This is a genomic window from Streptomyces caeni (assembly GCF_042678285.1).
Lineage (GTDB): Bacteria > Actinomycetota > Actinomycetes > Streptomycetales > Streptomycetaceae > Streptomyces > Streptomyces caeni.
This window is the reverse complement of the sequence record NZ_JBHUDX010000026.1, coordinates 116,558-123,613: the sequence shown is the minus strand read 5'-3', so window position 1 is coordinate 123,613 and position 7,056 is coordinate 116,558. Positions and strand designations below refer to the sequence as shown.

General features: G+C 72.7%; 4 protein-coding genes and 1 pseudogene. 3 read left to right on the top strand and 2 right to left on the bottom strand.

Annotated elements, in window-relative coordinates; all coding sequences use genetic code 11:
* Window positions 1–230: 230 nt before the first annotated feature.
* Window positions 231–674: pseudogene (locus ACFSL4_RS10855) on the bottom strand (CoA-transferase); the annotation flags it as partial.
* Between the two features lie 179 nt (window positions 675–853).
* A complete protein-coding gene (locus ACFSL4_RS10850) occupies window positions 854–2,122 on the bottom strand; it encodes a PucR family transcriptional regulator (protein WP_381081062.1) in 1,269 nt (422 codons plus the stop codon).
* Window positions 2,123–2,269: 147 nt separating this feature from the next.
* Here ACFSL4_RS10850 and ACFSL4_RS10845 point away from each other — a divergent pair, with 147 nt between their 5' ends.
* The 3 genes from ACFSL4_RS10845 to ACFSL4_RS10835 are packed head-to-tail and all read left to right on the top strand — an operon-like array spanning window position 2,270 to window position 6,954.
* A complete protein-coding gene (locus tag ACFSL4_RS10845; protein ID WP_381081060.1) occupies window positions 2,270–3,739 on the top strand; it encodes a class I adenylate-forming enzyme family protein in 1,470 nt (489 codons plus the stop codon).
* A gap of 3 nt (window positions 3,740–3,742) precedes the next feature.
* The gene (locus tag ACFSL4_RS10840) at window positions 3,743–5,548 is read left to right on the top strand and encodes a DUF3556 domain-containing protein (protein ID WP_381081058.1); all 1,806 of its coding nucleotides are present in this window, start codon (window positions 3,743–3,745) and stop codon (window positions 5,546–5,548) included.
* Window positions 5,545–6,954 carry a phytoene desaturase family protein gene (locus ACFSL4_RS10835; RefSeq protein ID WP_381081056.1) on the top strand — a complete coding sequence of 470 codons (1,410 nt, stop codon included), beginning with the start codon at window positions 5,545–5,547 and terminating at the stop codon, window positions 6,952–6,954. The genes ACFSL4_RS10840 and ACFSL4_RS10835 overlap by 4 nt, the downstream gene beginning before the upstream one ends.
* The last annotated feature ends 102 nt before the right edge of the window (window positions 6,955–7,056 follow it).

Genomic DNA, 7,056 nt, shown 5'->3' with positions numbered 1-7,056 from the left:
TCGTGCTTGTCCGGCCGACGGTACCGGCTGGGACCAGCGCCCCGCGCCCTGGCCGACCTCGGCAGCGCCGCTCTCCACCGGGGAGGGGCAGGCCCGCTCCGGCGGGCGCCGGAGTGATGCGCAGACGGCGGCGCAGCGGGACGCGCCCCGGACCGGGACACGCCTGGCGACGGTGCCCGACGGGAAAGGCCGGTGAGCACGTCGCCGGGGGACCGGAGTACGGGGACGCCTCAGTCGAGGAGTTCGACGTCCAGGCGCGCCCGCAGTTCGTCCGCGGTGAGGCCGTACGTCCCCAGCACCCGCACTCCGCCGGGGCCCGTGGCGAAGACGCCGCGGTCGGTGTAGACACGGGAGACGCAGGCCGTCGCGGTCAGCGGATACGTGCACACGGGAACGAGCTTCGGGGCTCCGTCCCGGGTGAACAGCGTCATCATGACGTAGACCTGCCGGGCACCGACGGCCAGGTCCATCGCGCCGCCGACCGCGGGGATGGCGTCCGCGTCGCCGGGGTGCCAGTCGGCGAGGTCGCCGTGCCGGGACACCTGGAACGCGCCGAGTACGCAGACGTCCAGATGACCGCCGCGCATCATGGCGAAGGAGCCGGCGTGGTGGAAGCACGCGGCGCCGGGCAGTTCGGTGACCGGGACCTTGCCGGCGTTGGTGAGGTCTCCTTCCCCCGCCAGAGCTTGCGCACCCGTCCCGCCAAGCTCACCTCGTCCGTGACGTTCTCCAGCACCACCGCGGGCGCCTGGCCCACGCCGATGCAGATGGCCGCGACGCCCCAGCGTTCGCAGGCCGGATGGGGTTCTCCAGCAAAGGCGAGGACGACTTCGCCAAGTCCTCGGGGAGCCGGTCAGCCCCCCGGCAGTATCGCGTCCCCCAGCCAGTGCGCCGCGACCAGCGCCAGCTCCAACTCCAGGCGGTCCTCCTCCAGCGGGCGGCCGCGCTGGGCGACGGCGCGGGCGATGCGGTACTTGACGGTGTTCCTGTGCACGTGCAGGCGATCCGCCGCGGCGACGAGGCTCCCGCGTTCCTGGATCAGCACGAGCAGGGTCTCGCGCAGCCTGGCGGCGCTCTCGGTCCGGGCGGCCAGTTCGCCCAGCGAGGCGGTCACCAGGCGGCGGGTGCGGGGCAGGTCGGCTGTGAGGAGCGCGGCGGCACCGACGCCGGGATCGGTGTAGCTCACGACCGAGGGCGGCTCGCCGCTGCCGAACGTGGCCACGCGAAAGGCTTGCAGTGCGTCCTCGTGGGTGTTCCGGAAGCCGGCCAGTCCCGGGGCCGGAGCGCCGAGGGCCGCGTGCACGCGTGGTGCGGTACGGTCCAGGGCCGCGGCGGCGGCCTCGGTGTCGGCCGCCGCGGCACGGCCGAGCGGGAACCAGACCCAGGCCGAGGCCCAGTCCTTCGGCCAGAACACGGGGCTGCCCACGGCGCCCAGGGCCTGCCCGAGGCGGCCGGCCGCGGACTCCAGCCGCGGCAGGTCGTCCGGTGCGTCGTGCCCGCCCGCGGTCCACAGCACCGCGCCCAGGTGGTGCCGGCGGAGCCGGATGCCCAGCGTGGCCTCGGCGGCGGACTCCTCGACCGCGTCCCCGGCCAGGATCCGCTCCAGGGTCTCCGCCCTGACCGTGTTGCGGTGGGAGAGCCAGCGCTCGCGCTCGGCCTGGTACTCCTCGATGACCTGCTCGGAGACGGTGTCGATGTAGACGAAGTTCAGCCCGAGCAGGGCGCGCACGGCGGCCAGCGCCCGCGCCGGGTCGGGGTATTCGCGGACCAGTTCCTCGGCGGACCACGTCAGGTGCAGATGCTGCCCGAGCCGGTACGCGCGCACCAGCGCGGTCACGGCGGCGCCGCGTTGCGCCAGTCGGCGCGCGTACTCCCGGGCCTGCGCGGGGGCCACCAGCTCGGCGAGTTCCAGCTCGCCGCGGTAGAGCGCGCTCGCCGCGCGCAGGTTGCTCTCCACGCTCCGCGCGAGCAGGGCCGCTGTCGTCCGGTCCTGCGGCAGCTCCGGGATCTGCTCCTCCATGGCGGTGGCCATGACCGTGGTGAGCTCCACCAGCTGCTCCGCGAGGGCGGCACCGATCACGCCGATGTCGGCGGGTACTTCCACCTCGTAACGCCCCGCCATCCCGGCACCTCCACCAACTGCCCGTCCGGCCAAGGAATGCGGCCCGCCGGGACCATTCTGACCCCATTCCTTGTCTCCCGAGGACAGTGTCGCCCGTCACAACCCTTCCTACCTTCGACGCACCCCCTCGAAAGACAGGAGCCATCCATGACGCCACCGGCATATCTCCCCTGGTCCACGGACCCGGCCCACGCCCACCGCCCGTGCGTCCGCGACGAACGGCATCAGCTCACCTACGCGGAGTTCGCCGCGTGGGTGGAGGCGGCGGCCGGGCAGTTCGCCGAGCACGGCATCGGGCGCGGGTCGGTCGTGGCGGTCATGCTGCCGAATCGCGTCGAGCTCCTCGTCGCGATGGCCGCCGCCTGGCGGCTCGGCGCGACCGCGACGCCGGTCAACCCGGCGTTCACCGCCGAGGAGGCCGACCACCAGATCGCGGACGCCGGCAGCGCCCTCGTCGTGAACCTCGGTCCGGGCACGCCCGACGGTGGCCGGCCCAGCCTCGCCGCCGACGAACTGCGACGTGTGCCCGTGGGGCCGGCGCTGCCCGCGGCGCGGACCTCACCGGACGAACTGGCCCTGCTGGTCTACACGAGCGGGTCGACGGGCCGGCCCAAGGGGGTGATGCTGGACCACGCCAACCTTGAGGCGATGACCTCGATGATGGCGGACCTGATGCGGCTCACCGCCGACGACCACTGCCTCCTCTTCCTCCCGCTCTTCCACGTGAACGCGATCTGCGTCAGCTTCCTGTCGCCGATGCGCACGGGCTCCCAGCTGACGCTGATGAGCCGGTTCACCGTCGCCGGGTTCCTCGACGCCGTGGAGCGGCAGCGTCCGACGTACTTCTCGGGCGTGCCCACGATCTACACCATGCTGCTCGCGCAGCCGCGCGACGCGGACTTCTCCTCGGTGCGGTTCGCCGTGTGCGGGGCTGCACCGGCCTCGAAGGAGCTGCTCGACGCGGTCGAGGAGCGCTTCGGCTTCGTGCTGGCGGAAGGCTACGGCCTGACCGAGTGCACCTGCGCGGCCACCAGCAACCGGTGGTGGGGCGAGCGCAGGGCCGGCACGGTCGGCCCTGCGTTCCCCGGGGTGCGGGTGGAGATCATGGGCTCCGACGGAACGGTCCTGCCCCGCGGCCGGCGCGGCGAGGTGGTCGTACAGGGGCCCAATGTGATGCGCGGCTATCTCAACCGTCCCGAGGCCACGGCCGAGACCCTGCGCGGCGGCTGGCTGCACACCGGCGACGTCGGCGTCCTGGACGAGGACGGCTGTCTGCGCATCGTCGACCGGATCAAGGACATGATCATCCGGGGCGGCGAGAACATCTACCCCAAGGAGATCGAGACCGTCCTGCTCTCCCGCGAGGGCGTCTGCGAGGCCGCCGTGATCGGCCAGGCCGACGAGCGGTTCGGGGAGGTCCCGTTCGCCTATGTGGCACTGCACCCCGGCGCCGCCGTCACCGCCGAGGACCTCGTCGAGGCGTGTACCGCGAACATGGCCCGCTACAAGGTGCCCGTGGGCGTGCGGATCCTCGACGCCCTCCCCAAGAACCCCATCGGCAAGATCGACAAGCCCGCGCTGCGCCGACAGCACGAGACCGTCACCACCGGAGCGTGAGGCATGGCCTTCAAGACCCCCGTCCTCCCCGCCGTCGACCCCGAGGAGTTCCTGCGGCGCCCCTTCTCCGAGCGGTTGAAGGTGCTGAGCACGTTCTGGGCCGGAAACGGCTTCGGCAGCCCGTGGGTGCTGCACCTGATCTACATCCTCAAGCTGGTCGGCCTCTCCACGATCGGGGGTCTGCTGGTGGTGACCGCCACCTCCGACGTCGGCGGCCTGCTCGACGTCGGCCGGTGGTGGGACGAGCCGATCGTCTACCAGAAGCTCGTGCTGTGGGTGGCGCTGCTGGAGACCGTCGGCGTCGGCGGCGCCTGGGGTCCGCTCACCGGCCACTTCAAACCGATGTACGGCGGGGCGCGTTACTGGCTGCGGCCGGGCACGATCCGGCTGCCACCGTGGCCACGCGTGGTGCCGTTCACCCGCGGTGACCGGCGCGGTGTCGTCGACGCCCTGCTGTACTCCGCGGTCCTGGCCGCCCTGGCCGTGGCCATCGTGCTGCCCGGGGCCGGCACCGCGGCACTGTCCGCCGCCCGCCCGCAGGTGACCGGGGGCCTGGTCCAGCCGGTGCTGTTCGCGGTCCCGGCCGTCCTGCTCGTGCTCCTCGGCCTCCGCGACAAGGTCCCCTTCCTGGCGGCACGGGGCGAGCAGTACGTCCCCGTGATGGTCGTCTGCGCCACGCTCGACTTCACCGACATGATCATCGCCGCGAAGCTGATCATCGTCATCGTGTGGGTGGGCGCCGCCGTCTCGAAGTTCACCCGCCACTTCTCGTTCGTCGTACCCCCGATGGTGTCGAACGCGCCGTTCATGCCGAGGGCGGTGCGGCTCGGGCACTACAAGAACCCGCCCGAGGACCTGCGTCCCTCCGGCCTGGCCCATTTCATGGCGCACGTGCTGGGAACGCTCGCCGAATTCGCGGTCCCGCTCGTGCTGCTGTTCAGCACCGACCGGGAGCTGACCCTCGTCGCCGTCGCGTGCATGGTGCTCTTCCACCTGTTCATCACCTCGACGTTCCCGCTGGCGGTGCCGCTGGAGTGGAACGTCCTGTTCGCGTACACCGCGATCTTCCTGTTCGCCGGGCACCCGGCCGGCGAGGGCTACGGCCTGCTCGACTTCAGCGAGCCGTGGATGCTGCCGGTGATCGCGGGTGCCCTGCTGTTCCTGCCCGTGCTGGGGAACCTGCGCCCGGATCTGGTCTCCTTCCTGCCCTCGATGCGGCAGTACGCCGGGAACTGGGCGTCGGCGGTCTGGGCGATGGCGCCGGGTGCCGAGGAGCGGCTGAACGAACTGCCGATCCCGGTCGAGACGCACAACCGGCAGTTGCGGGCCCTCGGCTACTCCGCCCCGGAAGCCGAGATGGCGATGCAGATGTTCATCGCCTGGCGCTCGATGCACACCCAGGGCAAGGGGCTGCTGTCGGTGGCGCGGACCTACCTCGGTGACGACCTCGACACGTACACCGTGCGTGAGGGCGAGATCGGCGCCAACCTCGTCGTCGGCTGGAACTTCGGCGACGGTCACCTCCACGACGACCAGCTGATCGAGGCTATGCAGCGACGGCTCGGCTTCGCCCCCGGCGAGTTGGTGGTCTTCTGGGTGGAGTCCCAGCCGATCCACCGGCCCGTGCAGGAGTACTTCGTGATGGACGCGGCTCTCGGGATCGTCGAGCGCGGCCGGTGGGACGTGCGCGACCTCGTCGACCGGCAGCCGTGGCTGCCGGACGGGCCCGTCCCGCTCCAGGTCACCTGGCGGCACCCGCGGCACCACCCGGTGCACCGGACGGCGAACGGCGAGGGGGCACTCGCATGACGACGGCGGTCGTGGTCGGCAGCGGGCCCAACGGGCTCGCCGCCGCCCTCACCCTCGCCGCCGCAGGCGTACGGGTCCGCGTCATCGAGGCAGCGGACGTCCTCGGCGGCGGCACCCGCTCCAGCGAGCTGACCCTGCCCGGCGTGGTCCACGACGAGTGCTCCGGCATGCACCCCCTCGCGCCCGGCTCCGCCTTCGCCGAGCGGTTCGACCTGGCCGGGGCGGGCCTGTCCTGGCGCTGGGCCCCGGTCGAGTTCGCGCACCCGCTCGACAGCGGGCGCGGCGCGGTCGCGATCCGGTCGGTGACCGGGACCGCCGCCGGGCTCGGGGAGGGCGGCCGCGGGTGGCTGCACACGTTCGGACCGCTCGTGAAACGGTTCGGGACCATCAGCCGGGAGTTCTTGCAGCCCGTGCTGCACCTTCCGCGGCACCCGCTCCACCTGGCCCTCTTCGGCGCCTACGCCGGCCTTCCCGCCACGCTGCTGGCGCGCCGCTTCCGTACCCCGGAAGCCCAGGCGCTCTTCACCGGCGTCGCCGCGCACGCCTTCCGGCCCCTGGACACGCTCGCCTCCTCGGCGATCGGGGTCGCGCTGACCACAGCCGCGCATGCCTTCGGCTGGCCGGTGGCCGAGGGCGGTTCGGCCGCGATCAGGGACGCGGTCCTGGTCCGCGCGGCCGAGCACGGCGTCCGGTTCGAGACCGGCCGCCGGGTGACGTCGCTCGACGAGCTCGGCGGTCCCGACCTGGTGATGCTGGACACCTCCCCGGCGGCGGCCGCCCAAATCGCGGGCGCCCGGATGCCAACCCGCGTGCGCCGCGCGTACCTGAGGTACCGCCATGGGCCCGGGGCGTTCAAGGTCGACTTCGCCGTCGAGGGCGACGTGCCGTGGACGCACGAGGGTTCACGCTCGGCCGGCACGGTGCACCTCGGCGGCAGCATGGAGGAGATGGCGGCGGCCGAGAAGGACGTGGCCGCCGGCCGGATGCCGGAGCGGCCGTTCGTGCTCGTCGGCCAGCAGTACCTCGCCGACAGGACCCGATCGGCCGGCGACGTGCACCCCCTCTACGCCTACGCCCATGTACCGGCCGGCTACACCGGCGACGCGACCGAGGCGATCACCGCGCGGATCGAGCAGTTCGCCCCCGGCTTCCGGGACCGGATCCGGGCGACATCAGTGCGTTCCACGACGGAGATGAGCCTGCACAACGAGAACTACGTCGCCGGCGACATAGTGACCGGCGCCAACGACCCCTGGCAGTTGGCCTTCCGGCCACGCGCGGCGCTCGACCCGTACGCAACCGGCGTGCCAGGGGTCTACCTCTGCTCCGCCGCGACTCCGCCCGGCGCCGGCGCCCACGGAATGTGCGGCTACAACGCCGCACAGCGCGCACTCGCCCGGCTCTGAGACCGGGTTCGGCTCCCCTGCTGCCGGGCGGCCTTCGCAGGGCTCGGCACAAGTCGCCCGCGAGTCCGCCCGGCGCGGCAGACCACCCAGCAGGCAGCCGCG

What these genes read in the sequence shown, in the direction of transcription:
- ACFSL4_RS10850 (WP_381081062.1), bottom strand. Translation starts at nt 2,122, where the DNA reads ATGGCGGGGCGTTACGAGGTGGAAGTACCCGCCGACATCGGCGTGATC.
- ACFSL4_RS10845 (WP_381081060.1), top strand. Translation starts at nt 2,270, where the DNA reads ATGACGCCACCGGCATATCTCCCCTGGTCCACGGACCCGGCCCACGCC.
- ACFSL4_RS10840 (WP_381081058.1), top strand. Translation starts at nt 3,743, where the DNA reads ATGGCCTTCAAGACCCCCGTCCTCCCCGCCGTCGACCCCGAGGAGTTC.
- ACFSL4_RS10835 (WP_381081056.1), top strand. Translation starts at nt 5,545, where the DNA reads ATGACGACGGCGGTCGTGGTCGGCAGCGGGCCCAACGGGCTCGCCGCC.